We start from the raw sequence: 24,866 nt of genomic DNA, 5'->3' as shown, positions 1-24,866 counted from the left end.
CAGTGGAGGGGCCTGGATGGCCACGGGATACTTGGAGATCCTCCGGGTACGGCACGCCGCCCGGCTGCTCGTGGGCACGCTCGTGGGGCGGCTGCCCAACGCGACCGCCGCCATCGCGATCGTGCTGTTCGTGCGTGCGGAGGGCGGTACGTACAGCCTGGCCGGCGCCCTGGCCGCGGTGTACGGCGTCGCCAACGCCGTGGGGCAGCCGGTGCTGGGGCGGCTGGTGGATCTGCGCGGGCAGCCGCGGGTGCAGTTGCCGGCCGCCGTGCTGTCGGCGCTGGCGATGGCGTTGTTCGCCTTCACGGGGACCGGGTCGCTCACGGTGGCCTACGGCGCGGTGGCCGCCGCGGGGCTCCTCACGCCGCCCCTGGAGGGCGGGCTGCGCGCCCTGTGGTCGTCCGTGCTGCCCGAGGAGGACCATGTCCACCGGGCGTACGCCATGGACGCCGTGGCCCAGGAGGTCATGTTCACCGTCGGGCCGCTGCTGGTGACGGTGTGCACCTCGGTGTGGTCGGCGCAGGCCGCGCTGCTGGTGCTGAACGTCATCGGCGTGCTGGGCGCCCTCTCCGTGGCCCTCTCGCCGCCCTCGCGCGCCTGGCGGTCGGCGCCGCGCGAGGCACACTGGCTGGGCGCGCTGCGCTCGCCGGGGCTGCTCGCGCTGCTGGGCGCCTTCCTGGCCGTGGGGATGGCGCTGGGGTCCATCACCGTGGCGGCCGTGACGTACGCGGACGGGCACGGCGGGGACCATGTGTACGGCTGGCTGATGGCGGGGATCGGGCTGGGCGCCCTGATCGGCGGGGCGGTGTACGGCGCACGACAGTGGAGCGGCGAGCCCGCGCGGCGACTACGGGTGCTGGTGGCGCTTCTGGCGGTGTGTTACCTGCCGCTGATGCTGATGCCGGGTGTGGTGGCCATGACGTTGCTCACCGTAGTCGCCGGTCTCTTCCTCGCCCCGGCCATCGCCTGCGCCTTCGTGCTGGTCGACCGGCACGCGCCGCGTGGCACGGTCACGGAGGCGTTCTCCTGGCTGGTGACCACCTTCACCGTCGGCGCGTCGGTCGGAACGGGTCTCACCGGCCCGGTCGTCGAGGCGGGCGGGGCGCTGTGGGGGTTCGCCGTGCCGGGGGCCGCGGGCGGCGTGTCGCTGCTGGTTCTGACCGCCACGGGGCGGGTACTGGCGGTTCCCGCCGGGAGGGTGGCGGTTGCGGCCCGTTCGGAAAATGATCCAGATCGTGCCGTCGAACCTCGTTTCAGGTCGGCGGATCGGGCGTAATGTTCCCTCATGGACCGCCGCATTTTCGGGCTGGAGAACGAGTACGGCGTCACGTGCACGTTCAGGGGACAGCGCCGGCTGTCGCCTGACGAGGTGGCGCGGTACCTCTTCCGCCGTGTCGTGTCATGGGGCCGCAGCAGCAATGTCTTTCTGCGGAACGGCGCCCGCCTCTATCTCGACGTGGGATCACATCCGGAATACGCGACACCGGAATGTGACAACGTGACCGAACTGGTCACCCACGACAAGGCCGGCGAGCGCATTCTCGAAGGGCTCCTGGTGGACGCCGAACGACGCCTGCACGAGGAGGGAATCGCGGGCGACGTCTACCTCTTCAAGAACAACACCGACTCCGCCGGCAACTCCTACGGCTGCCACGAGAATTACCTGGTGGCCCGGCACGGGGAGTTCTCCCGGCTGGCGGACATCCTCATCCCGTTCCTGGTCACCCGCCAGCTGCTGTGCGGGGCGGGCAAGGTGCTGCAGACGCCGCGCGGGGCGGTGTACTGCGTCAGCCAGCGCGCCGAGCACATCTGGGAGGGGGTCTCCTCGGCGACGACCCGCTCGAGGCCCATCATCAACACGCGCGACGAGCCGCACGCGGACGCCGAGCGCTACCGACGGCTGCACGTCATCGTGGGCGACTCGAACATGTCCGAGACGACCATGCTGCTCAAGGTCGGCGCCACGGACCTGGTGCTGCGCATGATCGAGGCGGGCACCGTGATGCGCGACCTCACCCTGGAGAACCCGATCCGGGCGATCCGTGAGGTCAGCCACGACATCACGGGGCGGCGCAAGGTGCGCCTGGCCAGTGGCCGGGAGGCCTCCGCGCTGGAGGTGCAGCGCGAGTACTACGAGAAGGCGCTGGACTTCTGCGAGCGCCGGGGCATCCGCACCGGCACCGTCGAGCAGGTGCTGGAGCTGTGGGGCCGTACGCTGGACTCGATCGAGTCCGAGGACCTCGACCGCATCGGGACCGAGATCGACTGGGTCATGAAGTACAAGCTCCTCGAGCGGTACCGGGCCAAGCACAACATGACGATGTCGCACCCGAGGGTCGCGCAGATAGACCTCGCCTACCACGACATCCACCGTCGGCGGGGCCTGTACTACCTGCTGGAGAAGAAGGGGCAGGCGGCCCGGATCTGCAACGATTTGAAGATCTTCGAGGGCAAGTCCGTTCCGCCGCAGACCACTCGGGCCCGGTTGCGGGGCGACTTCATCCGGCGGGCCCAGGAACAGCGGCGCGACTTCACCGTCGACTGGGTGCACCTCAAGCTCAACGACCAGGCTCAGCGCACGGTGTTGTGCAAGGACCCGTTCCGCTCGGTGGACGAACGGGTGGAGAAGCTGATCGCCGGAATGTGAGAGGCGCGTTCCGCCAGGGGATCGGAAAATTCCCGGAACGTCACACGGGCGCCGTACGTTACACCGTGCGGCGCCCTTCTCACGCCGTAGAGTTGCGCGGACGCCATCCACAAGATCGATGATTACGAGGCCCCCACCGTGCGCCGACGCTCACTCCTCATTGCCGTTCCCGCTGGACTGGCCACCCTCGCCGCGTGCGGCGACGACAAGGCCGAATCGGGCAAGGCCAGCGACAGCGCGTCGCCCTCGACGCCCCAGACGTCCGCGGCGTCCCCGCCGAAGATCGTCGACGGACCGCTGCCGGCGATCACGGCGGGCACGGAGTTCGGTGAGAAGCCCACGGTCGCCAAGGGCAGCGGGGACCCCTCCAAGGACCTCGCGGTCAAGACGGTCGTCGCGGGCGGCGGCAAGACGGTGGCGGAGAACGACTTCATCGTCGCTCACTACCTGGGCCAGGTGTGGAGCACCGCGAAGGTGTTCGACAACTCCTACGACCGCAAGAGCCCGCTGGCCATCCAGCTCGCCCAGGGCTCCATCATCGACGGCTGGCGGTACGCGCTGACCGGGAAGAAGACCGGCAGCCGTGTCCAGATGGCCGTCCCGCCCACGTGGGGGTACGGCGAGCAGGGCAACGAGAAGGCGGGTATCGAGGGCACCGACACGCTGGTGTTCGTGGTGGACGTGCAGGACGCGTTCAACGCCAAGAGCTCCGCCAAGGGCACCGAGGTGGCGCAGGACGACAAGGACCTGCCCGAGGTCGGCACCAACACCGACGGCAAGGCCCCCGCCATCGAGGTGCCCGACGCGGACGCCCCGAAGAAGCTCGTGTCGAGCTACGTCATCGAGGGCGAGGGCGAGGAGGTCGGCGCCGAGAACAGCGTCCTGGTGCAGTACAAGGGGGTGCTGTGGGACGGCGGCAAGGAGTTCGACTCCACGTACGGCCGGGGCCAGCTGACGTCGTTCTCGCTGCAGCAGGTCGTCAAGGGCTGGGCGCAGGGGCTGACCGGCAGGAAGGTCGGCAGCCGGGTCCTCATCGTCATCCCGCCGGAGCTGGGGTACGGGGACAACCCGCCGGAGGGCAGCGGTATCAAGAAGGACTCGACCCTGGTCTTCTCGGTGGACATCCTCGCGAAGCTGTGACGCCGTGAGGATGTAAGACTGTGCGTGTTCGCCTTTCCGCAGACAAGCAGGAGCGTTAGACGTGAGCATCGACAAGCCCGAGATCGACTTCCCGGGCGGCGAGCCCCCGGCGGACCTCGAGATCAAGGACATCTGGGAGGGCGACGGCGAGGTGGCGCAGGCGGGCCAGACCGTCACCGTGCACTACGTCGGCGTGGCCTTCAGCACGGGCGAGGAGTTCGACGCCAGCTGGAACCGCGGCACCCCCTTCCGCTTCCCGCTGGGCGGCGGCCGGGTCATCAAGGGCTGGGACCAGGGCGTGCAGGGCATGAAGGTCGGCGGCCGCCGTCAGCTGACCATCCCCGCCCACCTCGCCTACGGCAACCAGAGCCCCACCCCGGCGATCAAGCCCGGTGAGACCCTGATCTTCGTGGTCGACCTGCTCGGTGTCTGATCCGACCGGAGTCGATCATCCGGGGCCCATGCCTGTCCGGGCGTGGGCCCTCGGCTTTTGCCGCGCCACCTCGGGGCGGTACGGTCATCGGTCGTAAGCACCGTAGGGAGGCGAAGCGGGTCGATGGCCATTGCCAAGGCCGAGCGGCTGATGAACCTGGCGCTGTGTCTGCTCGGGACGCGGCGGCCGCTCAGCAAGCGCGAGCTGCGCGAGTCCATCGAGGCGTACCTCGAAGCGGGCTCGGACGACTCCTTCAACCGCATGTTCGAGCGCGACAAGGACGATCTGCGCGAACTCGGACTGGTGATCGAGACCGTGGAGAACCTCGACGGCGAGGTCGGCTACCTCGCCCGCCGCGACAGCAACCGGCTGCCGCCCATCACCCTCGACGCCGAGGAGGCCGCCGCCCTCGGGCTCGCCGCCAAGGTGTGGCAGCAGGCCCGGCTCGCCGGAGCGGCCAGCGGCGCCCTGCAGAAACTGCGCGCGGCCGGCCTCCCCGAGGACGTCGACCCGTACGGTGCCCATGGCGCGCTGGAGCCGCGCATCCCGGTGCACGAGGCGGCGTTCGAGCCGCTGATGCTGGCCTGCCGCGACCACCGGCCGGTCGTCTTCGACTACCGCAAGGCCAGCGCCGCCCAGCCCGGGCAGCGGCACGTCGAACCGTGGGCGCTGGAGTGCTGGCGCGGCCACTGGTACCTGGCCGGCTGGGACCGCGACCGGGGCGCCGAGCGGGTCTTCCGGCTCTCCCGGATCACCGGGAAGGTGCGTTCGCGCAGCGGCCGGTTCACCGTCCCGGTGCCGGACGTCGTCACCGTGCGGGAGACCGTGGCGAGCTGGGCCGGGGAGACCGCCGACCGCTCGGCGCGGATCCGGCTGCGTTCCGGCGCCGGTTACCCCCTTCGGGCGAAGGCCACGGTGGTGCGGGAGGTCGGTGACGGCTGGGACGAGCTGGAGATTCCGTACGGGCACGGTCTGGACGCCTGGCTGGTGGAGTTCGGACCGGACGTGGTGGTCCTGGAGCCCGCCGAGCTGCGGGCCGACGTGGTGGACCGGCTGCGTGCCGTGGCCAAGGGCTGAGGGGGAGCGGACAAGAACGTGGCAGGCAAACCGGTCAGGCCCGTGAACGCCATCGACCAGACCCGGCGGATGCTGTCCCTGGTGACGTATCTGCGGGAGCGCCCCGGCGCCCGGATCGAGGACGTGGCGCGCGCCTTCGGGATCACCGAGGACGAGCTGGTCTCCGACCTCGACGTACTGCCCATGTGCGGCACCAGCTTCCGCGGCGGCGATCTGCTGGACATCGACACCGACGGTGAGCGCATCTGGTGGCACAACCCGGCCGCCCTCGGCGCGGAGGCGGCCGAGCCGCTGCGGCTCGCCGCCGACGAGGCCACCGCGCTGCTGGTCGCCGCCCGCGCCGTGGCCACGCTGCCCGGACTGCGCGAGGGCGACCGGCAGGCGCTGCTGCGGGCCACCGCGAAGGTGGAGACCGCGGCCGGCGAGACGGCCGGCGCCAGCTCCCGGCTGTCGGTGACCTTCGAGTCCGAGGGAGGCGTCTTCGCGGACGTCGACCGGGCCATCGCCGAGCGCCGCAGACTGTGGATCCGCTACTACTCGCCCGCGCGCGACGAGGTCACCGAGCGGGAGATCGACCCCATCCGGCTGGTCAGCGTCGGGCACACGTACGTCGAGGCATGGTGCCGGCGCTCCGAGGCGCGCCGCACCTTCCGGCTCGACCGGGTCGCCGAGATCAGGATCCTCGACGAGCCGTCCGCGCCGCCCGAGGTCGAGCTGCGGGACCTGTCGGAAGCGCTGGTGCAGCCCGCGGCCGAGGACCCGGAGGTCGTGGTCGAGGTCGGGCCGGGCGGCCGCTGGGTCGCCGAGTACTACCCGCACGACAGCGCGGACGAGCTTCCCGACGGCGGGCTGCGTATCACCCTGCGCACGCCCGACCCGGCCTCGCTCAGACGGCTGGCCCTGCGGCTCGGCCGCGACGGCCGCATCGTCGAGCCGCGCGCGCTGGCCGACAGCGCCCGGCAGGCGGCCCGCGAGGCGCTGGCGGCGTACGACGGGGTCGAGGCGGCCGGACGACCGGGGCCGCACGGGCAGGACGACAGGCAGGAGCGAGTGCTTTGAGCGAGTCGGTGACGTCCGGTGCGCGGACGATGACGGCGGCGTCCGCGTTCGCGGGGATGAGAAGCGTGGCCCCGGTGATGTTCCGGGCGGGCTGCCCGGACTGCCGGGAGCGCTTCGAGCTCGCCGCGAGCGCGCTGCGCCTGGCCATCGGTGCCAGCAGCCGCACCACCTTCTACTCCTTCACCTGCCCCGAGTGCGGTGCGGCCGTCCGCAAGCCGGCGGGGGAGCGGATCGTGGAGCTGCTGACCGGCGGCGGGGTCCGGACGCTGCGGCTGCACTCGACCGTCTAGGCTCGCCCTCATGTTCTGGCCGATGTTCGCGATTGCCGTGGGGTTCCTGGGTCTGCTGGTGCTCGGAGTGCTCGCCGTGAAGGTCTTCGTCGAGGCGGAGCGGCTCGGCAGGCAGGTCGCGGACTCGGCGCGCCGCATCGGCCGTGCCGCGGAGGACCTGGAACACGCGGCGACCGCCGCGACCCGCTCGGCCGGATCCCTCTGACCGCCCCGGCACCTCCACGCGTCCCGCCCCGACGGGCCCGGCGCGCCTGCGGGCAAGTGGTGCCTCCCCCGGTGCCTCGAAGGCGGGGAGGTGCTCCGGCAAGCGCGGGCGGACGAAACCCGCCCGGGTCCGGTGCGTCCCGACTGCCGGGAGAGCGCGACCCGCCGCGCCTCCGCCGGCCCGGGACCCGCGCCCCTCCCGGGGGAGCGGCGGCCGGAGGCCCGCGGCTCCTCGCGTCCCTGGTGTCACAGGGGCACAGTGCCTCCGTGCTCCGGGTGATCCCCGTCGCGGCCGGTGGCGGCGGGCCGCAGCCGGACAGGGCCCGGACGTGCGGGTTCGGGTGCGGGGGCGTGAGGTGGAACGGGGGAGTGGTGCCGGTCGCCTCCGGTTCGCCCTGTCACCTTGCGGGTTCCGGCAGGTACGCTGCTGAGCGCGGTCCGGAGAACGAGGCCCGGGTCGCGGACGGGAGTACGCGCGGGGATTGCCGGACGTTTACCCCTGAGCGTTACGATCGCTGCCAGCACCGTCGTTCGGACGCCTGTCCGGCCGGTCGGACAGCCACCCACCCAACCGCCTCGGTGAGAAGGTAAAGACTTATGGGACGGCTCGGACCCACCGAGATCATTCTGATCCTCGTCGTCATCATCCTGCTGTTCGGCGCGAAGAAGCTTCCGGACATGGCGCGGTCGCTCGGCAAGTCCGCGCGCATCCTCAAGAGCGAGGCCAAGGCGATGAAGGACGAGAACAAGTCCTCGGCCCCGGCCGACCCGCCGGCTCCCGACGAGCAGCCCGCGGCGCAGCGCACCATCCAGGCGGCCCCCGGTGACGTGACCAGCTCCCGTCCGGTCACCGAGCCGACGGACACGACCAAGCGCTGACGCAGGGCCGGTGAACTCCGGCCCGCCGCACGAGATGGGAACGTGGGTTGCTCAAGTCTGCCCGCAAAGAGGAGAGGGATCCCGAGGGGCGCATGCCCCTCGTGGAACACCTGCGTGAGCTGCGCAACCGGCTCGCCAAGGCGGTGCTCGCGATCGTCGTGGTGATGATCGTGGCCGCGTTCTACAGCGAGCAGCTCATGCAGTTCCTCGCGGAGCCGGTGCCGAAGTGCGAGGACCTGGCGAACAGCGACGGCGGCAACTGCGCCATCGTCTCCTTCAACACTCTGACGTCGCCGTTCACCACGACGATCAAGGTGAGCCTCATGGCCGGCCTGATCGTCTCCAGCCCGGTGTGGCTCTACCAGCTCTGGGCCTTCATCGCCCCCGGGCTGCACAAGCACGAGAAGAAGTACACCTACTACTTCGTCTCGGCCGCGGTTCCGCTGTTCGTCGGCGGTGCCTACCTGTCGTACGTGATTCTCCCCGTCAGCATCAAGGTGCTGCTCAGCCTCACGCCCGGGGGGTCGGCCAACATCCTCTCGCTCGACGAGGTCCTCGACTTCACCATCAGGATGGTGCTGGTCTTCGGCCTGGCCTTCGAGCTTCCCCTGCTGCTCATCATGTTGAACCTGGTCGGCATCGTCTCCGGCCACCGCATGATCGGCTGGTGGCGCGGTGTGGTCATGGGCGTCTTCGTCTTCGGCGCGGTCGCCACACCCACCACGGACCCGGTGGGGATGATCGCACTCTCCGGACCGATCATCGTCCTCTACTTCGTAGCCGTGGCGATCTCGCTGCTCAACGACAAGCGGCGCGCCCGCAAGGAGGCCGAGGGCCCCGCCGACGACGAGGCCTCCGAGCTGGATCTCACCCCCGAGTCCATCGAACCGGTGGAGCCCGTGGCCGCCCTGCCCGAGCAGACGACCAAGGACCGGGTCAACGGTTATGACGACGTGACCTGAGGACCGTCTCGCAGCTCATAGGGTCATCCCCGTGACCAGCGAGATCACCCTCTTCGTCAATCCCGCCGCGGGCCGCGGCCGGGGCGCCCGCGCGGCGCGGCCGGCCGCTTCCGCGTTGCGGGACGCCGGCTTCTCGGTGCGGACCGTGCTCGGCGACGACCCGCGGGACGCCCTGGCCCGGGCGCGCGCCGCCGTCGAGGAGGGCACCGGCGCCCTGATCGCCGTCGGCGGCGACGGCATGGCGAACCTCGCCCTGCAGGCCGTCGTCGGCACCGGCACCCCCTTCGGCCTGGTCGCCGCCGGAACCGGCAACGACTTCGCCCGCGCGCTCGGCATGCCCCTGCGGGAACCGGCCGCGGCCGGCCGGATGATCGCCGACGCCCTCAAGTGCGGCCGGGTCCGCGACATCGACCTCGGCCGGGCCGGCGACCGCTGGTTCGGCGCCGTGCTCGCCTCCGGTTTCGACTCCCGGGTCAACGACCGCGGCAACCGGATGCGGCTGCCCCTCGGACGCTTGAAGTACGACGTCGCGATGGTCGCCGAGCTGGCCGCCTTCCGGCCGCTGCCCTACCGGCTCGCCCTCGACGGCGGCGAGGTCCGTGAGGTCGAGGCGACGCTGGTGGCCGTCGGGAACGGGCCGTCGTACGGCGGCGGCATGCGGATATGCCCCGGAGCGGATCTCACCGACGGGCTGTTCGACATCACGGTGGTCGGCGAGTGCAGTCGGGCCACGCTGCTGCGCCTGTTCCCGAGGGTGTACCGGGGGACGCACGTCGACCACCCCGCGATCACCGTGCTGCGGGCGGCGAGCGTGGAGCTGGTCGCCGAGGAGGTCACCGGCTACGCGGACGGGGAGCCGGTGGGCCCGCTGCCGCTGACCGCGCGGTGCGTGCCGGGCGCCCTGCGGGTCGTGGGACCCTGATCCGGGCGGCTTCCGCCGCTCACCGGGACGGTTCCGGATAATGATCGTCCTGTTGTCGGTGCGGCCCGGTACGCTCGAAAGCACGATGACAGAGGACCTCTCACCGGCCGAGCGGTACGCGGCAGCGCGCAGGCGCACTGCCGAGCAGGCCACCGCGCTCGCCTCCTTCCGCGAGATGTACGACTTCGGCCTCGACCCCTTCCAGATCGAGGCCTGCCAGGCGCTCGAGGCGGGCAAGGGCGTGCTGGTGGCCGCGCCCACCGGATCCGGCAAGACGATCGTGGGCGAGTTCGCCGTCCACCTCGCCCTCCAGCAGGGCAGGAAGTGCTTCTACACCACCCCCATCAAGGCGCTGTCGAACCAGAAGTACGCCGACCTGTGCCGCCGCTACGGGACGGACAAGGTGGGTCTGCTCACCGGCGACAACAGCGTGAACTCCGACGCGCCGGTGGTCGTGATGACCACCGAGGTGCTGCGGAACATGCTGTACGCCGGGTCGCAGACCCTGCTCGGTCTCGGCCACGTGGTGATGGACGAGGTGCACTACCTCTCCGACCGCTTCCGCGGCGCCGTCTGGGAGGAAGTGATCATCCACCTCCCCGAGTCGGTGACCCTGGTGTCCCTGTCCGCGACGGTGTCGAACGCGGAGGAGTTCGGCGACTGGCTGGACACCGTCCGCGGCGACACCCAGGTGATCGTCTCCGAGCACCGGCCCGTGCCGCTGTTCCAGCACGTGCTCGCAGGACGCCGGATATACGACCTGTTCGAGGAGGGCGAGGGCGGCAAGAAGGCCGTCAACCCCGACCTCACGCGCATGGCCCGTCTGGAGGCGAGCCGTCCCTCCTGGGGCGACCGCCGGCGCGGACGGGGCAACACACGCGAGGCGGACCGGGAGCGGGAGCGCAGGCAGCGCTCGCGGGTGTGGACGCCGAGCCGGCCGGAGGTCATCGAGCGGCTGGACGCCGAGGGCCTGCTGCCCGCGATCACCTTCATCTTCAGCCGCGCCGCCTGTGAGGCCGCCGTCCAGCAGTGCCTGTACGCAGGGCTCCGGCTCAACGACGAGGGGGCGCGGGAGAAGGTCCGCGCCCTGGTCGAGGAGCGCACCGCCTCCATCCCGGCCGAGGACCTGCACGTCCTGGGCTACTACGAGTGGTTGGAGGGCCTGGAGCGCGGCATCGCCGCCCATCACGCGGGCATGCTGCCGACGTTCAAGGAGGTCGTCGAGGAACTGTTCGTGCGCGGTCTGGTCAAGGCCGTGTTCGCGACCGAGACCCTCGCGCTCGGCATCAACATGCCCGCCCGCTCGGTGGTCCTGGAGAAGCTCGTCAAGTGGAACGGCGAGCAGCACGCCGACATCACTCCCGGCGAGTACACCCAGCTGACCGGCCGGGCCGGCCGGCGCGGCATCGACGTCGAGGGCCACGCGGTCGTGCTGTGGCAGCGCGGCATGAACCCCGAGCACCTCGCGGGACTGGCCGGCACGCGCACGTATCCGCTGCGTTCCAGTTTCAGGCCGTCGTACAACATGGCGGTCAACCTGGTCGAGCAGTTCGGCCGGCACCGCTCGCGCGAACTGCTCGAGACGTCCTTCGCGCAGTTCCAGGCGGACAAGTCGGTCGTGGGCATCTCCCGGCAGGTGCAGCGCAACGAGGAGGGCCTCGAGGGCTACAAGGCCTCCATGACCTGCCACCTCGGCGACTTCGAGGAGTACGCGCGGCTGCGCCGCGAGCTGAAGGACCGGGAGAACGAGCTGGCCCGGCAGGGCGCGGTGCAGCGTCGCGCGGAGGCCGCCGTCGCGCTGGAGAAGCTCAAGCCCGGTGACATCATTCACGTGCCCACCGGCAAGTACGCGGGACTGGCGCTGGTCCTCGACCCCGGCCTGCCCGCGGGGCGGTCCAACGGCCACCGCGGCTTCGACCACCACGACGGTCCGCGCCCGCTGGTGCTGACCGCCGAGCGACAGGTCAAGCGGCTGGCGTCGATCGACTTCCCGGTGCCGGTCGAGGCGCTGGAGCGGATGCGGATCCCGAAGTCCTTCAACCCGCGCTCCCCGCAGTCCCGCCGGGACCTCGCCTCCGCGCTGCGCACCAAGGCCGGGCACATCGCGCCGGAGCGGCACCGCAAGCAGCGCTCCCAGGCGGTCGACGACCGGGAGATCGCGCGGCTGCGCAAGGCGCTGCGGGCGCACCCGTGCCACGGCTGCCAGGACCGGGAGGACCACGCCCGCTGGGCCGAGCGCTACCACCGGCTGCTGCGCGACACCTCACAGCTGGAGCGCCGCATCGAGGGCCGGACGAACACCATCGCCCGCACCTTCGACCGGATCGTCGCGCTGCTGACCGAGATGGACTACCTGCGCGGCGACGAGGTCACCGAGCACGGCAAGCGGCTGGCCCGGCTGTACGGCGAACTCGACCTGCTGGCCAGCGAATGCCTGCGCGAGGGCGTCTGGGAGGGGCTCGCCCCCGCCGAACTCGCCGCGTGCGTGTCGGCGCTGGTGTACGAGGCCCGGGTCTCCGACGACGCGCTGGCGCCCAAGCTGCCCTCGGGCAGGGCGAAGGCGGCGCTCGGCGAGATGGTCCGCATCTGGGGGCGGCTGGACGCCCTGGAGGAGGACTTCCGGATCAGCCAGACGGAGGGCGTGGGCCAGCGCGAGCCCGACCTCGGCTTCGCCTGGGCCGCCTACATGTGGGCGTCGGGCAAGGGCCTGGACGAAGTGCTGCGCGAGGCGGAGATGCCGGCCGGCGACTTCGTGCGCTGGTGCAAGCAGGTCATCGACGTGCTGGGGCAGATCTCGGCCGCCGCGCCCTCCGCCGAGGGCTCGACGGTCGCCAGGAACGCCCGCAAGGCGGTCGACGGACTGCTGCGCGGTGTGGTCGCCTACTCGTCCGTGGGCTGAACCGCCCGGTCCGTCACCCCGCAGGAGCCCGGCGCGCCCCGCGCGTGCCGGGCTCCTGTCGTACCCCTCACCGGGGGCGTCACCGGCCGGTTCCGTGGGCAGGATCGTGAGGCCCGGGACCTTCCTCACCCGTGACGGTGAGTGCTCTTCGTACGTCCGACCGTCCTGGCGCGCCGTGTTCGACCAGGTGCCCAGTGTGCAAACGGTCTGAGCGTACCCCTGCTCCAGGGGTCATTTCCGGCGCTTGCCGAATATGACATGGCGATGATCCTGTCGGACTAAGCTCGCCCACAGTGCACCGGGTTGAGATGAATTCGTGCGCTTGTTCCCCTATGTGCACGTTTTCCGACCGTCAGTCGATTCGTTCAGAGGGCTCCCATGGCGAGTGACCAACGTCCCTGCACGCGCGTGCTGCTGCTGCCGGCCACAGTGATGGCCGCGGCGGCCGGAGCCGCCGTCGCCCTGGTGGCGGAGCCCGCCCGGAACGCCGTCGGTGTGTGCGGCGCCGTCGCGACCCTGCTGGTGACCGCCGCCGCGGCCGAGGCGGTGCGCCGCGGCCGTGCCCTGCGGGAGGCGCGGGCCGAGCACGACCGTCACCGTGCGTATCTGGAGTCCCGGATCGCCGCCCACGACATGGAGACGGACCACTTCGTCCGTCGGGTCGCCCCCGCCGCCCTGGACCACCTGCACAGCGGCAACGACCCCGACGAGGTGCTTCGCGACCTGCCCCGGCTCGACCCGGCCTGGCGCGATCTGCCGGAGTACCAGATCCGGATGCTGCGGACGATGCTCAAGATCATCGACGACGAGGAGAACCTGCGCGACTCCGCCCAGCGCTCCTTCGTCAGCATCGCCCGTCGCGTCCAGTCGATCGTCCACCAGCAGGCCAAGGAACTCCGCGAGATGGAGGAGGACCACGGCCGCAACCCCGAGGTCTTCGACGACCTGCTGCGCATCGACCACGGCACCGCGCTGATCGGCCGCCTCGCCGACTCCATCTCCGTCCTCGGCGGCGGCCGTCCCGGACGCCAGTGGCCCAGCCCCGTCGCCCTCTACAGCGTGCTGCGCGGCGCCATGTCCCGCATCCTCGAGTACCGCCGCATCGACCTGAAGGCGATCGCCAAGGTCAACATCAAGGGCATCCACGTCGAGCCGGTCATCCACGCCGCCGCCGAACTCCTCGACAACGCCACCCGCTACTCGCCGCCGACCGCCAAGGTGAGCGTCACCGCCACCGAGGTGCAGACCGGCGTCGCCATCGAGATCGAGGACGCCGGCGTCAGCCTCGACGAACAGGCCCGAGCCCGCATCGAAGGCATCCTCGAACAGGCCCAGAAGGGCACCGACCTCCAGGAGGTCGGGGAGAACCCGCGCCTCGGCCTCGCCGTCGTGGGCCGGCTCTGCACCGCCTACGACATGCAGGTCTCACTGCGCGCCTCCGCCTACGGCGGCGTCCGCGCCGTCCTCGTCGTGCCCAGCGAGATGATCACCGACGAACCCGGCGTGGGCCTCGCCCACGGCATCGGGGCGACCTCCGTGCCCCGCCCGGTCGAGGCCCTGCCGGGCCCCGAGCGCACCCCCCAAGAGGCGCCGTCCCACCAGCCCGCGCGTCCCCGCCACCGTCTCCCCCGAGGGCGACGTCCCCGAGGTCACCGAGTGGGCCGCGAGCGGGCTGCCGCAGCGCCGCAGCCGGGTGAGGACCCCGCTGGCCCAGCAGTACGCCGAGCAGGCGGCCGCCGAGCGGGCCGAACGGGAGGCCAGGGAACGGGGAGAGGAGTACCACGACATCTGGGCCCGGCCCGAGCCCGGGAGGAAGAAGCGGGACGACCGTGAACCCGGGCTGTGGGTCGACGCCTTCTGGGAGGGCCTGAAGAAGGACCTCGACCCGGGCGTCCACCCCACCGACTTCACCCGGAACCCGACCGCCTACCTGCATCTCATCAACGAACCGGCCCGCACCGAGGCCGATGACGAGGGGGACCCCAAGTGATCCGGCAACGAGCCAACTTCGACTGGATGCTCAAGGAGCTCGCCGACGGCGTACCCGGCGTCGAGATGATCGTGGTGCTCTCCGCCGACGGCCTGCGCATCGCCCGCTACGGCGGCGAGCCGGACGCCGCCGACCGGGTGGCCGCCGCCTGCGCGGGCGTACAGAGCCTCGCCGGGGCCGTCGCCCAGGAGCTCCCGCACGGCGACGGCGAGATGAAGATGGTGCTCATCGAGATCGACCAGGGCTACTTCTACCTGATGGCGGCCGGCGCCAACGCCTACCTCGCGGTGCTCTCCGACATGACCTGCGAACCCGGCCGCATGGGCGGCATGATGCGCGACCTCGTCGTCCGTATCGGCGCCCACCTGACCAGTCCGCCCCGACGGGACGGGCAGACCGTATGACTCCTCCGCAACGCCAGCGGCGCTCCCCTCGGAACGTCCCCCCTCCACAGCCGGCCGGACCTGCCGGGAAGAGGGGCGGGGGCGGCAACCCGGAGCGGCTGTACGTCGTCGCCGGACCGGACGGTGAACGTGCGGACATCGATCTCGTCACGTTGATCGTGGCCGGCTCCCCGGATCCCCCGCCCTCCGCCACCCCCGAGCAGGCGGCGCTGCTCCGGCTCTGTGCCGCCCCCCTGTCCGCGGCCGAACTGTCGGCCTACCTCAACCTGCCGTTCAGCGTGGTGACCGTGCTGCTCACCGAGATGCTGGCGGCGGAACTGGTCCAGGCGCGCTTCCCGATCGTCCGCAAGGCGCTGCCCGACCGTTCCCTCCTCGAAGCGGTGATGCATGGACTTCAAGGACTCTGAGACCCTCCCCGGCCCCCGCGCCGAGGACCGGTTGCCGCACACGGCACAGGCCGCGGTGAAGATCGTGATCGTGGGCGGGTTCGGGGTCGGCAAGACGACCATGGTCGGCTCGGTCAGCGAGATCAAACCGCTGACCACCGAGGAGACCATGACACAGGCCGGCGTCGGGGTCGACGACGACTTCGGTTCCGCGTCCAAGACGGCCACCACGGTCGCCATGGACTTCGGTCGCATCAGGATCACGGACCAGCTGGTGCTGTACCTCTTCGGCACCCCCGGCCAGGAGCGCTTCTGGTTCCTGTGGAACGGGCTGTTCGAGGGGGCGCTCGGGGCGGTCGTGCTGGTCGACACCCGCCGTCCGGAAGTCAGTTTCGACGTCATGGGGCGGCTGGAGGAGCGTGGTGTGCCGTTCGTCGTCGCGGTCAACTCCTTCCCGGACGCCCCCCATTACCCCATCGCGGACCTGAGGTCCGCCCTCGATCTGTCCGAGCGGATCCCGATCATGGAGTGCGATGTGCGGCGCCGCGCCTCCAGCCGTGACGTGCTGATGACCCTGATGCGGTTCCTGCACTCGCTCGCCATGACCGGCTCGCTCACCTGACCCCCGGGACCCCTCCCGCCCCGCTTTCCCCCTCCGGAGCGACCACTGTGACGCCTGAACCCACCTCCCTGACGGGAGACTCCCCGGCCGGCCCGGACGCCCCCCGGCCCGGCCCGCCCCCCGGCTGTCCCGCGCACGGCCTGGGCCCCGGCGGACTGAGCCGGCTGCACGAGTCGCCGGACCTGAAGAAGCTGTACGAGGAACTGCGCGCCGAGCACGGCCCGGTGGCACCCGCGCTGCTCCACGACGACGTGCCGGTGTGGGCGGTACTCGGCCACGCCGAGAACCAGCAACTGCTGCGCAGCCCCGCGCAGTACTGCAAGGACAGCCGGATCTGGTCCGCGCTCGCGGAAGGCCTGGTCAAACCCGACCACCCGCTGATGCCGCACATCGCCTGGCAGCCGATGTGCGCCCACGCCGAGGGCGACGAGCACCGGCGGCTGCGCGACGCCATCGACGCCGTGGTGGCGGCCACCGACTTCCGCAGCCTGCGCCGGCACGTCAACCGCAGCGTCCAGCGCGTCGTCAACCGGTTCTGCGAGGCGGGCGAGGCCGACCTGGTCGGCCAGTACGCCGAACACCTGCCGATGGCCGTGATGTGCCACGTCCTCGGCATGCCCGACGAGCACGGCGACCGGATCGTCGAGGCCGCCCGCGACATGATCAGGGGCACCGAGACCGCGATCGCCAGCAACGGCTACGTCATGGAGGCCCTGGAACGCCTCACGGCCCGCAGCCGGGCCGAGCCGCTGGAGGACTTCGCCGGCCACCTCGTCAGGCACCCGGCCGGGCTGACCGACGAGGAGGTCGCCCAGCACCTCAGGGTGGTGCTCATCGCCGCCTACGAGGCCACCGCCAACCTCCTCGCCAACGTGTTGCGCCAGGTGCTGACCGACCCGCGCTTCCGCTCCCAGCTCAACGGCGGCCAGATGACCGTGCCCCAGGCGGTGGAGCAGCTGCTGTGGGACGAGCCGCCGTTCAGTACGATCTTCGCCTACTTCGCCAAGCAGGACACGGAGCTCGGCGGCCGGAGCATCCGCAAGGGCGACGGACTGCTGTTCGCACCCGCGCCGGCCAACGTCGACCCCCGGGTGCGGCCCGACCCGACCGCCGACATGCAGGGCAACCGCTCGCACCTCGCCTTCGGCGGCGGCGCGCACGAGTGCCCCGGCCAGGACATCGGCCGCGTGGTCGCCGAAGTGGGCGTCGACGCGCTGCTCATGCGGCTGCCCGACGTGGAACTCAGCGTCGACGAGGAGGAGTTGTCCTTCACCGAGTCCATCGCCTCGCGGCATCTCGTGGAGCTGCCCGTCCACTTCACGCCCCGGCCGCAGCAGGACGTGCTGCAGCGGCCCAGCCACGAGAGCGACGCGCCCCCGCGACGCGACTGGCAGGTCGGCGCGACCCGGCCCGTGGCCCCCGCGCCCCCCGAGCCGGACGTCGAGCCGCCCGCGCCGCGGCCCGTGCCATCGCCGCCGGTGCCGCAGCCGGCCCCGCCGCGGGACGTCTGGCAGCGCTTCCTGCGCTGGTGGCGCGGTCACTGACCGGCCGCCCACTCCTCGTACGAGGACCATGCCGCGAGCATCCGGCCGCTGGTGAACCGGTGCTCCACACCCGTCACCGGATCGGTGAACTCCAGCTTCCGTGCCAGCAGTTGCAGCGGGCGTCGGAAGTCTCCGGCCGGGACGGGGGCGGTCACCTCGGGGTACAGCGGATCGCCGAGGATCGGCACGCCCAGGGCGTTCATGTGCACCCGCAGCTGGTGGGTCTGCCCGGTGCCGGGCACCAGCCGGTACCGGCCGAGGCCGTCGGCCCGGTGGGCGGTGAGCTCGACGCGGGTCAGGGCGTTCGGCTCGCCCTCGACCTCTTCGGCGGTCAGCACCCCGCGCTCCTTCACGATCCGGCTGCGTACGGTCCGGGGCAGGTCGAGCGCCGGGTCGTACGGGGCGACGGCCTCGTACTCCTTGTGCACGAGACGGTCGCGGAACAGCGTCTGGTAGGCCCCGCGCTCCCCGGGCCGTACCGTGAACAGCACCAGGCCCGCGGTGAGCCGGTCGAGACGGTGCGCGGCGCCGAGTTCCGGGACGCCCAGCTCGCGGCGGAGCCGGGCGAGCGCGGTCTGGGTGACGTGGCTGCCGCGCGGGGTGGTGGCCAGGAAGTGGGGCTTGTCGACGACGACGATGTGCTCGTCCCGGTGGACGACCTCCAGCGGGAACGGCACCGGCGCCTCGGCGGGCGGCTCCCGGTGGAACCACACGAACATGCCGGGTGCGTACGGTGCGTCCGCCGGTACGGCCCGTCCGTCCGCCCCGACGATCAGCCCCGCGGCGAACATCCCGTCCACGACACCGGGGCCGGCCGAGAGGCGCTGCACCAGGTGCTCCCGCACCGTGGCCCACCGGACGTCGGCGGGAAGCCGTATCCGCATCGCGTCCACACCGTCACGCTGCGGCAGGGGGGAGGGCGGAACCGGCCGTCTGCGTCTCACATCGGGCAAGCGTACGGGGCCGCTCAGCCGTGCTCCCCGGCCGCCCGTCTCAGCTCGGCCTCGATCTCGTGGAGCGGTCTGCCCTCGGCCCGGGCGTACTCGGCCGCCGCGAGCCGGACGTCACGGGCCAGGTCGCGCCAGGCCCGCCAGGCGGTCTCCCAGGTGCTGGTCTGGCGCCGGCTCCACTTGGTCCGGGTCGGCGGGCCGTAGGCGTCCCGCAGCTGCCGGACCCGGGTGTGCGCCTCGTCCGCCGCGCGCTGCTTGGCCACGAGCTCGTCGAAGGTGTGTGCCACGCGCCCGGATCCTGCGGCAGCGGCCCCGCTCCGGCGGGCTCGCCACGCCGCCGTGCCGGGGCGACGGGCCACGGTTCCCCCGTCCGGCGGACGTGCGTGGGGGTGTTCCGGCGCCTCGGCGGGACGCCGTGCGGTGGTGTGGTCGGGGCGGGGCGCGCGGCCCCGCGCTCGTGGGGCGCAGCCGTTGGCACGGGCCGGGGGCGGGTGACGCGGTCCGGCGTCCGCGGGGTACCGTCGCGCCCGCCCGTGCCGGCCCGGCGGCACGACTGCCCGCAGGAGCGGGAGGCCCCGCCCCGCTTGCCGGGAGGACTGCGGCACGTCCGTCAGGCGGACGTCCCCGCGTTCTCCTGTTCGGCCTCGATGCGGGCGTTCCAGTCGCGCTTGGAGGCCTGCCAGCCGTCCTCGTTGTGGCCGAGCCGCCAGTAGCCGGAGATCGACAGATCCTCGCGCGGAATGCCGCGCTCCACCCGCAGCAGACGGCGCAGTTCCTTCACGCAGTGGGCCTCGCCGTGGACGAAGGCATGCACGCGGCCCTCCGGGAAGTCGAGGTTCCGGACGGCCTCCACCAGGGCCTGGCCGACGGGCCGGTCACCGCGGTGCAGCCAGCGGACCTCCGTATCGGAGTCGATCTTCTGCTCCTCCTCGGGGCCGGAGACCTCCACGAAGGTGAACACCCTGGTGCCGTGCGGCAGCGCCTCCAGGGAGCGGGCGATCGCGGGCAGCGCGCTCTCGTCACCGGCGAGCAGATGCCAGTCGGCGGCCGGGTCGGGCGCGTAGGCGCCGCCGGGACCCATGAACCGGACGACCTCGCCCGGCCGGACGTTCGCCGCCCAGGGGCCGGCCAGCCCCTCGTCGCCGTGGACCACGAAGTCCAGGGTCAGCTCGCGGTGTTCGGGGTCCCACTGGCGCACCGTGTATGTCCGGGTCACCGGCCACTGCTCGCGCGGGAACTCCTCGCGGACCCGCTGGAGGTCGAAGGGCTCCGGGTAGGTCGCCCCCGCAGCCGGGAACAGCAGCTTGACGTAGTGATCGGTGCAGGTGTCCGCCGAGAAGTCGGAGAGCCCCTCACCGCCGAGCACCACGCGCTGCATGTGCGGGGTCAGCCGCTCGGTGCGGACGACCTCGGCGGTGTACGGCGCACGGGGGGCGCGTACCGGTCGCTCTGCCATGAGGAGCCTCCCAGCTTTTGTAGTTAGGTTTACCTAAGTTAGCACCCCGATCCCGGTCGACACCTCATCGGCGGACGCTCCGTCCGGTTCGGCGGTGCCCGCGGTTCACGCCGAGAGGGTCGTCAGCAGGCGCTGCAGCGAGCCGCCCAGACCCCACCGGGCGGCCAGGGACTCCACCCCGGCCGGGTCGCGCGGCCCGCGCGGCAGCGCCGTGTCGACGTCCGGGAGCGGGACGTCGTCCGCGACCCGGACGACCCGGGGAGCGACCGCGAGATACGGCCGCGCCTCCTCCAGGCGCTTGCGCTGCGACGGCGTGAGCTTGGCCTGCCGGTCGTCCACGGCCGCCAGGATCCCGGCCAGGTCGCCGAACCCGGCCAGCAGCTTGGCCGCCGTCTTCTCCCCGATGCCCGGTACGCCCGGCAGCCCGTCGCTCGGATCACCGCGCAGCAGCGCCAGATCCGCGTACCCCCTGCCGTCCACCCCATACTTCCCGCGCAGCACGGCCTCGTCGGTGACCTGGAGCGTGCCGACGCCCTTCAGCGGATACAGCACGCGCACCCCGCGCGCGTCGTCCACCAGCTGGTAGAGGTCGCGGTCGCCGGTGACGATGTCCACCGGTCCGCCGGCGCGGGCGGTGAACGTGCCGATCACGTCGTCCGCCTCGTATCCGGCGACCCCCACCCGCGCGACGCCCACCGCGTCGAGCACGCTCTCGATCACCGGTACCTGCGGGGACAGCGTGTCCGGCACCTCCTCCCGGTCCGGGCCCGCCGTGCGCTCCTCGGCGACGCGGTGCGCCTTGTAGGAGGGGATCAGCTCCACCCGCCACTTCGGGCGCCAGTCGGCGTCCATGCAGGCCACCAGGCGGTCGGGGCGGTGGTCCTTGACCAGGCGGTCGATGAAGTCGAGCAGTCCGCGCACGGCGTTCACCGGAGTGCCGTCCGGGGCCCGGACGGACTCGGGGACGCCGAAGTAGGCGCGGAAGTACAGGGAGGCGGTGTCGAGGAGCATCAGTCGTCCGGTCACGTCCCGCATCATGCCGCACGCCACCGACAGCGCCTCGCGGACACATGCGCATGCGTCGCGCGCAACGAGTTGCGTCCTGCGCCGTCTGTGTGAGGCGTCGCACGAACACGTTTGCCTTGTGCGAAACCGGGGAGGGGCGGCCCCGGAGTAATGCCGGTTACAGATTCAACTGTTTCGGGCCGCGTGAGCCGTCCGCCGGGCATCGCTCCTGCCATCTGCCGTCGAGACAAGAGGTACGCGTGTCATCCAGGCTTGAGGCCGAGCATCTGTTCAAGGTGTTCGGCAGACGACCGGACCAGGCGGTCGAACGACTGCGCCAGAAGAAGACCGACCGGGAGGAGCTGCGCGCCGACGGCACCACCGCCGCCGTCATCGACGCCTCGTTCACGGTGGAGCCGGGCGAGATCTTCGTCGTCATGGGCCTGTCGGGCTCCGGCAAGTCCACCCTGCTGCGGATGCTGAACGGCCTGCTGGAGCCCACCGCCGGACACGTGCGCTTCGACGGCCAGGACCTGACCGCGCTGCCCGACCGGGAGCTGCGCAAGGTCCGCTCCAAGAAGATCAGCATGGTCTTCCAGCACTTCGCGCTGTTCCCGCACCGCAGCGTCCGTGACAACGCCGCCTACGGTCTTGAAGTGCAGGGCGTGCCCCGCGCCGAGCGCGAGCGCCGCGCCGACGAGGCGCTCGCCCTGTGCGGCCTGGCCGGCTGGGAGAGGTCGTGGCCCGACGAGCTGTCGGGCGGCATGCAGCAGCGCGTGGGTCTCGCCCGTGCGCTCGCCACCGACGCCGACCTGCTGCTGATGGACGAGTCCTTCAGCGCCCTCGACCCGCTGATCCGCCGCGACATGCAGGACCAGCTGATCGAACTGCAGAAGACCCTGAAGAAGACGATCGTCTTCATCACCCACGACCTCAACGAGGCCATGCGCCTGGGCGACCGGATCGCGGTGATGCGCGACGGCCGCATCGTGCAGATCGGCACCGCGCAGGACATCCTGATCCGCCCCGCCAACGACTACGTCGCCTCCTTCACCCAGGACGTCGACCGCTCCCGCGTGCTCACCGCCGGCGCCGTGATGGAGCGCGAGGTCCGCGGCGACGAGGCCGACTGCGGCTGCGAGACCGCGACGCCCGAGACGCCGTTCACCGACCTGTGCGCGATCAGCGCCCGCGTGCCGCACCCCGTGGCGGTGCTGGACGAGGGGGACGCGCTCGTCGGGATCGTGCCCCGGCAGCGCCTGGTCGGCTTCCTCGGGGACGAGGAGTCCGATCCCGGGGTCTGCGACACCCCGCGGGACAAGGGCGGCGAGAAGGTGATGGCCCGTGCCTAGGATCCCGCTCGGCGACTGGGTCAACACCACCGTCAACTGGCTGCTCGCCAACCTCACCTGGCTGTTCGACTTCTTCAAGGCCGTCTTCACCGGCGCCTACGACGGCGTCAACGCCGTCCTCCAAGCCCCCGAACCGCTGATCCTCTGCGGTGTCTTCGCGGTGATCGCCTTCTGGCTGCGCGGCACCTCCGCCGGTGTCCTCACCTTCGTCGGCTTCGCTTTCCTGGACTCCCTCGAACTGTGGGAGGACTCGATGGTGACGCTGGCGCTGGTCATCGTCGCCACGGTGATCGCGCTGGTCGTATCGGTGCCGGTGGGCATCTGGGCGGCCCGCTCGGACCGGGTCAGCGCCGTCGTCCGGCCGGTCCTGGACTTCATGCAGACGCTGCCCGCGATGATCTACCTCATCCCGGCGATCCTGTTCTTCGGGACCGGCTCCGCCCCGGGCATCGTCGCCACCCTGATCTTCGCGCTCGCCCCGGGCGTGCGCATGACCGAGCTGGGCATCCGCCAGGTCGACAAGGAACTGGTCGAAGCCGCCGAGGCGTTCGGCACCACCCCCCGCAACACCCTGCTGCGCGTACAGCTGCCGCTGGCGCTGCCCACGGTGATGGCGGGTGTCAACCAGGTCATCATGCTGGGCCTGTCCATGGCGGCGATCGCCGGCATGGTCGGCACCGGCGGACTCGGCGGCGCGGTCATCGAGGCCATCGGACAGCTCAACATCGGTCTGGGCGCCGAGTCCGGCATCGCCATCGTCATCCTGGCGATCTACCTGGACCGCATGACCAGCGCCCTGGGCACCCAGGTCTCCCCGCTCGGCCGCCGCGCCGCCGCCAAGACACGCGCCGCGCAGGGGCTGAGGATCTGGTCCTACCGGCCACGCCCGCAGGTCGCCGTGATCGGTGTCGTGGTCCTCGCCCTGGTCGCGGGCGGCATGGGGATCTTCGGCGGCGGCTCCGGCGGTTCCGGCACCACCGCCGACGGCGAGAACGTCGGCGACGGCAAGAAGGTCACCATCGGCTACATCCCCTGGGACGAGGGCGTCGCCTCCACCTTCCTGTGGAAGGAGATCCTGGAGCGGCGCGGCTTCGAGGTCGAGGCCAAGCAGTTCGAGGCCGGTCCGCTCTACACCGCCCTCGCGCAGGGCGACGTCGACTTCCAGACGGACGCCTGGCTGCCCACCACCCACGAGGCGTACTGGAAGAAGTACGGCGGGCAGCTCGACGACCTCGGCTCCTGGTACGGCGAGACGTCGCTGGAGCTGACCGTCCCGGCGTACATGGAGGACGTCGACAGTCTGGAGGACCTCAAGGGCAGGGCGTCCGTCTTCGGCGGGGAGATCACCGGGATCGAGTCCAGCGCCGGCATGATGGGCCTGCTGAAGAGCAAGGTCCTCAAGGAGTACGGCCTGGACAAGGAGTACGAGGTCGTCGACAGCTCCACGCCGGCGATGCTGGCCGAGCTCAAGCGGGCCTACAGCAAGAAGGAACCGGTCGTCGTCACGCTCTGGTCGCCGCACTGGGCGTACAGCGACTACGACCTGAAGAAGCTGGAGGACCCCAAGGGCAGCTGGGGCAAGGGCGACGGCGTGCACACGGTGTCGCGCCGGGGCTTCGCCGACGACAACCCGCTCGTCGGGAAGTGGCTGAAGGACTTCTCGATGACCGAGGAGGAACTCACCGGCCTGGAAGCCGAGATCAACAAGGCCGGCAAGGGCAGGCAGCAGGACGCCGTCCGCGCCTGGCTGAAGGACAACCCGGGCGTCGTCGACAGGCTGGCCCCGGCGGGGTCCGGCTCGGCCGACGTCCCCGCCGAGGCGAAGCGGACGCTGGACGTGGCCTGGTTCCCCTGGGAGGAGGACATCGCCGTCACCTACCTGTGGAAGAACGTCCTCGAGCGGCGCGGCTACACGATGAACCTGAAGCAGATGGACGTCGGCCCGGTCTACACCGGCCTCGCCTCCGGGGACCTCGACCTCAACTTCGACGCCTGGCTGCCGTACGCGCAGAAGAACTACTGGGACAAGCACAAGGACAAGCTCACCGACCTGGGCACCTGGTACGAGCCCACCTCGCTGGAGATCGCCGTCCCCTCGTACGTCAAGGACGTCGGGTCCCTGGAGGACCTCAAGGGCAGGGCCGGCCTCTTCGACGGGCGGATCGTCGGCATCGAGCCGGGCACCGGTGAGATGCAGCTGCTCAAGAACGAGGTGCTGCCCGGCTACGGCCTGGAGGACGAGTACGAGGTCGTCGACGGCTCCACGCCGGCGATGCTGGCCGAGCTCAAGCGCGCCTACGCCAAGAAGGAGCCCATCGCGGTCACGCTCTGGTCGCCGCACTGGGCGTACAGCGACTACGAGCTGACGAAGCTGAAGGACCCGAAGAAGGCCTTCGGCGAGGGCAACACGATCCGCACCATCGCCAGCGAGAAGTTCCCGGAGCGGTACCCGCAGCTCACCGAGTGGATCAAGGGTTTCCGGATGAGCGAGGACGAGCTCGGCACCCTCGAGGCCGAGATCAAGGACCGCGGCCAGGGCCACGAGGAGGAGGCCGTGGCAGCCTGGCTGGAGGAGCACCCGGACATGGTGGAGCGGATGACCCCGCGGTAACCCCCCGTGTCGGCCGCCCCGAGGGGCGGGCCCG

At 71.4% G+C, this 24,866-nt stretch carries 22 protein-coding genes and 1 pseudogene; 19 read left to right on the top strand and 4 right to left on the bottom strand.

Annotated elements, in window-relative coordinates; genetic code table 11:
* The first annotated feature begins 16 nt into the window (after nt 1–16).
* The 17 genes and pseudogenes from KYY02_RS09870 (at nt 17) to KYY02_RS09790 (ending at nt 17,458) form a co-directional block, all read left to right on the top strand.
* Nucleotides 17–1,276, top strand: coding sequence for an MFS transporter (locus tag KYY02_RS09870; RefSeq protein ID WP_371237325.1), 1,260 nt, complete (start codon nt 17–19; stop codon nt 1,274–1,276).
* A 9-nt stretch (nt 1,277–1,285) separates the two neighbouring features.
* Nucleotides 1,286–2,647 carry a Pup--protein ligase gene (gene pafA / locus KYY02_RS09865; RefSeq protein ID WP_037932358.1) on the top strand — a complete coding sequence of 454 codons (1,362 nt, stop codon included), beginning with the start codon at nt 1,286–1,288 and terminating at the stop codon, nt 2,645–2,647.
* Between the two features lie 138 nt (nt 2,648–2,785).
* Nucleotides 2,786–3,787: an FKBP-type peptidyl-prolyl cis-trans isomerase gene (locus KYY02_RS09860; protein ID WP_371237323.1), complete on the top strand. Its 1,002-nt coding sequence runs from the start codon at nt 2,786–2,788 to the stop codon at nt 3,785–3,787.
* A 61-nt stretch (nt 3,788–3,848) separates the two neighbouring features.
* On the top strand, nt 3,849–4,220 hold the full coding sequence (locus KYY02_RS09855) for an FKBP-type peptidyl-prolyl cis-trans isomerase (RefSeq protein WP_030835713.1): 372 nt from the start codon (nt 3,849–3,851) through the stop codon (nt 4,218–4,220).
* A 123-nt stretch (nt 4,221–4,343) separates the two neighbouring features.
* Nucleotides 4,344–5,297 carry a helix-turn-helix transcriptional regulator gene (locus KYY02_RS09850; RefSeq protein WP_371237322.1) on the top strand — a complete coding sequence of 318 codons (954 nt, stop codon included), beginning with the start codon at nt 4,344–4,346 and terminating at the stop codon, nt 5,295–5,297.
* Between the two features lie 18 nt (nt 5,298–5,315).
* Nucleotides 5,316–6,356: a helix-turn-helix transcriptional regulator gene (locus tag KYY02_RS09845; protein ID WP_371237320.1), complete on the top strand. Its 1,041-nt coding sequence runs from the start codon at nt 5,316–5,318 to the stop codon at nt 6,354–6,356.
* Nucleotides 6,353–6,646, top strand: a complete 294-nt coding sequence (locus tag KYY02_RS09840) for a hypothetical protein (protein ID WP_371237319.1) — start codon at nt 6,353–6,355, stop codon at nt 6,644–6,646. Before KYY02_RS09845 ends, KYY02_RS09840 begins: the two co-directional genes overlap by 4 nt.
* A 10-nt stretch (nt 6,647–6,656) precedes the next feature.
* Complete coding sequence (locus KYY02_RS09835) at nt 6,657–6,851, top strand: hypothetical protein (RefSeq protein ID WP_371237317.1); 195 nt, start codon at nt 6,657–6,659, stop codon at nt 6,849–6,851.
* Between the two features lie 596 nt (nt 6,852–7,447).
* Nucleotides 7,448–7,729 (top strand): Sec-independent protein translocase subunit TatA, encoded by a 282-nt coding sequence (gene tatA / locus KYY02_RS09830; protein ID WP_371237315.1) that lies wholly within the window; start codon nt 7,448–7,450, stop codon nt 7,727–7,729.
* A gap of 92 nt (nt 7,730–7,821) precedes the next feature.
* On the top strand, nt 7,822–8,691 hold the full coding sequence (tatC, locus tag KYY02_RS09825; protein WP_371237314.1) for a twin-arginine translocase subunit TatC: 870 nt from the start codon (nt 7,822–7,824) through the stop codon (nt 8,689–8,691).
* Nucleotides 8,692–8,722: 31 nt separating this feature from the next.
* Nucleotides 8,723–9,613 (top strand): diacylglycerol kinase, encoded by an 891-nt coding sequence (locus KYY02_RS09820; RefSeq protein WP_371237313.1) that lies wholly within the window; start codon nt 8,723–8,725, stop codon nt 9,611–9,613.
* Between the two features lie 40 nt (nt 9,614–9,653).
* Nucleotides 9,654–12,512, top strand: coding sequence for a DEAD/DEAH box helicase (locus KYY02_RS09815; protein ID WP_371237311.1), 2,859 nt, complete (start codon nt 9,654–9,656; stop codon nt 12,510–12,512).
* Between the two features lie 378 nt (nt 12,513–12,890).
* Nucleotides 12,891–14,502 (top strand): annotated as a pseudogene (locus tag KYY02_RS09810) (ATP-binding protein).
* Nucleotides 14,499–14,906: a roadblock/LC7 domain-containing protein gene (locus KYY02_RS09805; RefSeq protein ID WP_371237310.1), complete on the top strand. Its 408-nt coding sequence runs from the start codon at nt 14,499–14,501 to the stop codon at nt 14,904–14,906. Before KYY02_RS09810 ends, KYY02_RS09805 begins: the two are co-directional and overlap by 4 nt.
* Nucleotides 14,903–15,313 (top strand): DUF742 domain-containing protein, encoded by a 411-nt coding sequence (locus KYY02_RS09800; RefSeq protein WP_371237308.1) that lies wholly within the window; start codon nt 14,903–14,905, stop codon nt 15,311–15,313. The genes KYY02_RS09805 and KYY02_RS09800 overlap by 4 nt, the downstream gene beginning before the upstream one ends.
* On the top strand, nt 15,294–15,914 hold the full coding sequence (locus KYY02_RS09795) for a GTP-binding protein (RefSeq protein ID WP_371237307.1): 621 nt from the start codon (nt 15,294–15,296) through the stop codon (nt 15,912–15,914). Before KYY02_RS09800 ends, KYY02_RS09795 begins: the two co-directional genes overlap by 20 nt.
* 47 nt (nt 15,915–15,961) lie before the next feature.
* Nucleotides 15,962–17,458, top strand: coding sequence for a cytochrome P450 (locus tag KYY02_RS09790; RefSeq protein ID WP_371237306.1), 1,497 nt, complete (start codon nt 15,962–15,964; stop codon nt 17,456–17,458).
* On the opposite strand, the gene KYY02_RS09785 is transcribed toward KYY02_RS09790, so the two are convergent.
* The 4 genes from KYY02_RS09785 to KYY02_RS09770 all read right to left on the bottom strand — a co-directional run bounded on the left by KYY02_RS09785 (nt 17,452) and on the right by KYY02_RS09770 (nt 20,875).
* Nucleotides 17,452–18,402: an RluA family pseudouridine synthase gene (locus tag KYY02_RS09785; RefSeq protein WP_371237304.1), complete on the bottom strand. Its 951-nt coding sequence runs from the start codon at nt 18,400–18,402 to the stop codon at nt 17,452–17,454. The genes KYY02_RS09790 and KYY02_RS09785 overlap by 7 nt on opposite strands.
* A gap of 23 nt (nt 18,403–18,425) precedes the next feature.
* Nucleotides 18,426–18,695, bottom strand: coding sequence for a hypothetical protein (locus KYY02_RS09780; RefSeq protein ID WP_371237303.1), 270 nt, complete (start codon nt 18,693–18,695; stop codon nt 18,426–18,428).
* A gap of 323 nt (nt 18,696–19,018) precedes the next feature.
* Nucleotides 19,019–19,864 (bottom strand): siderophore-interacting protein, encoded by an 846-nt coding sequence (locus tag KYY02_RS09775; protein WP_371237302.1) that lies wholly within the window; start codon nt 19,862–19,864, stop codon nt 19,019–19,021.
* A gap of 105 nt (nt 19,865–19,969) precedes the next feature.
* Nucleotides 19,970–20,875 (bottom strand): 5'-3' exonuclease, encoded by a 906-nt coding sequence (locus KYY02_RS09770; protein WP_371237423.1) that lies wholly within the window; start codon nt 20,873–20,875, stop codon nt 19,970–19,972.
* Between the two features lie 254 nt (nt 20,876–21,129).
* Here KYY02_RS09770 and KYY02_RS09765 point away from each other — a divergent pair, with 254 nt between their 5' ends.
* Together KYY02_RS09765 and KYY02_RS09760 are read left to right on the top strand one after the other, a co-directional pair.
* A complete protein-coding gene (locus tag KYY02_RS09765) occupies nt 21,130–22,221 on the top strand; it encodes a quaternary amine ABC transporter ATP-binding protein (RefSeq protein WP_371237300.1) in 1,092 nt (363 codons plus the stop codon).
* Nucleotides 22,214–24,832, top strand: coding sequence for an ABC transporter permease/substrate binding protein (locus KYY02_RS09760; RefSeq protein WP_371237299.1), 2,619 nt, complete (start codon nt 22,214–22,216; stop codon nt 24,830–24,832). The genes KYY02_RS09765 and KYY02_RS09760 overlap by 8 nt, the downstream gene beginning before the upstream one ends.
* Nucleotides 24,833–24,866 lie beyond the last annotated feature (34 nt).

Source organism: Streptomyces pimonensis (assembly GCF_041380215.1).
Lineage (GTDB): Bacteria > Actinomycetota > Actinomycetes > Streptomycetales > Streptomycetaceae > Streptomyces > Streptomyces pimonensis.
The sequence above is the reverse complement of the archived record's forward strand: the minus strand, read 5'-3'. Positions and strand labels throughout refer to the sequence as shown.

Bases quoted from the DNA above. Each gene is read 5' to 3' on its own strand.
- KYY02_RS09795 (WP_371237307.1), top strand. From the start codon at position 15,294: ATGGACTTCAAGGACTCTGAGACCCTCCCCGGCCCCCGCGCCGAGGAC.
- tatA (WP_371237315.1), top strand. From the start codon at position 7,448: ATGGGACGGCTCGGACCCACCGAGATCATTCTGATCCTCGTCGTCATC.
- KYY02_RS09850 (WP_371237322.1), top strand. From the start codon at position 4,344: ATGGCCATTGCCAAGGCCGAGCGGCTGATGAACCTGGCGCTGTGTCTG.
- KYY02_RS09770 (WP_371237423.1), bottom strand. From the start codon at position 20,875: ATGCTCCTCGACACCGCCTCCCTGTACTTCCGCGCCTACTTCGGCGTC.
- tatC (WP_371237314.1), top strand. From the start codon at position 7,822: ATGCCCCTCGTGGAACACCTGCGTGAGCTGCGCAACCGGCTCGCCAAG.
- pafA (WP_037932358.1), top strand. From the start codon at position 1,286: ATGGACCGCCGCATTTTCGGGCTGGAGAACGAGTACGGCGTCACGTGC.
- KYY02_RS09815 (WP_371237311.1), top strand. From the start codon at position 9,654: ATGATCGTCCTGTTGTCGGTGCGGCCCGGTACGCTCGAAAGCACGATG.
- KYY02_RS09835 (WP_371237317.1), top strand. From the start codon at position 6,657: ATGTTCTGGCCGATGTTCGCGATTGCCGTGGGGTTCCTGGGTCTGCTG.
- KYY02_RS09800 (WP_371237308.1), top strand. From the start codon at position 14,903: ATGACTCCTCCGCAACGCCAGCGGCGCTCCCCTCGGAACGTCCCCCCT.
- KYY02_RS09870 (WP_371237325.1), top strand. From the start codon at position 17: ATGGCCACGGGATACTTGGAGATCCTCCGGGTACGGCACGCCGCCCGG.
- KYY02_RS09775 (WP_371237302.1), bottom strand. From the start codon at position 19,864: ATGGCAGAGCGACCGGTACGCGCCCCCCGTGCGCCGTACACCGCCGAG.